Here is a 701-nt window from a genome sequence, read left to right on the forward strand (position 1 = left end):
CGGTCCAGCTTGCGCCCGTACCACCGCGTGATGGCGCCGAACACCCGGTTCACAAGCTTGGAGAACCGGCCTTCTTCGGTGTTCTTCAGCAGCACCGAGCACATCATCGGCGACAGCGTCAGCGCGACCACGCCCGACACGATCACCGAGCCCGCCAGCGTGAAGGCGAATTCGCGAAACAGCGAACCGGTGAGACCGCCAAGAAAGCCGATCGGTGCGTACACGGCCGCTAGCGTGATGGTCATCGAGATGACGGGGCCGACGATTTCGCGCGCGCCTTGCAGCGACGCCTGTACCGGCGTCTTGCCCTCCTCCAGATGGCGGTGGATGTTCTCCACCACGACAATGGCGTCGTCGACCACGAGGCCGATCGCGAGCACCATCGCGAGCAGGGTCAGGAGGTTGAAGCTGAAGCCCAGCGCCAGCATCAGGGTGCAGACGCCGATCATCGACAGCGGGATGGTGACGACAGGAATGATGACCGAGCGGAGCGAGGCGAGGAACAGGAAGATCACCACGATCACGATGATCACGGCTTCGCCCAGCGTCTTCTCCACCTCGTCGATCGAGGATTGGATGAACTTGGTCGAGTCGTAGGCGACCTTCATCTTCATCGAGGGCGGCAGATTGCGTTCGAGCTCGGGGAACAGCGCGCGCACGCCCTTGACCAGCGTCAGCGGGTTGCCCTGCGGCGTTGCCTG

At 63.5% G+C, this 701-nt stretch carries 1 protein-coding gene; it reads right to left on the reverse strand.

Going from position 1 to position 701, the window contains the following annotated elements:
• Positions 1–701, reverse strand: a 701-nt coding sequence (locus tag IVB01_RS16150; RefSeq protein WP_247494690.1) for an efflux RND transporter permease subunit, incomplete at both ends; no start/stop codon positions are given.

Origin of the sequence: Bradyrhizobium sp. 164, from assembly GCF_023073715.1 — a bacterium.
Taxonomy (GTDB): domain Bacteria; phylum Pseudomonadota; class Alphaproteobacteria; order Rhizobiales; family Xanthobacteraceae; genus Bradyrhizobium.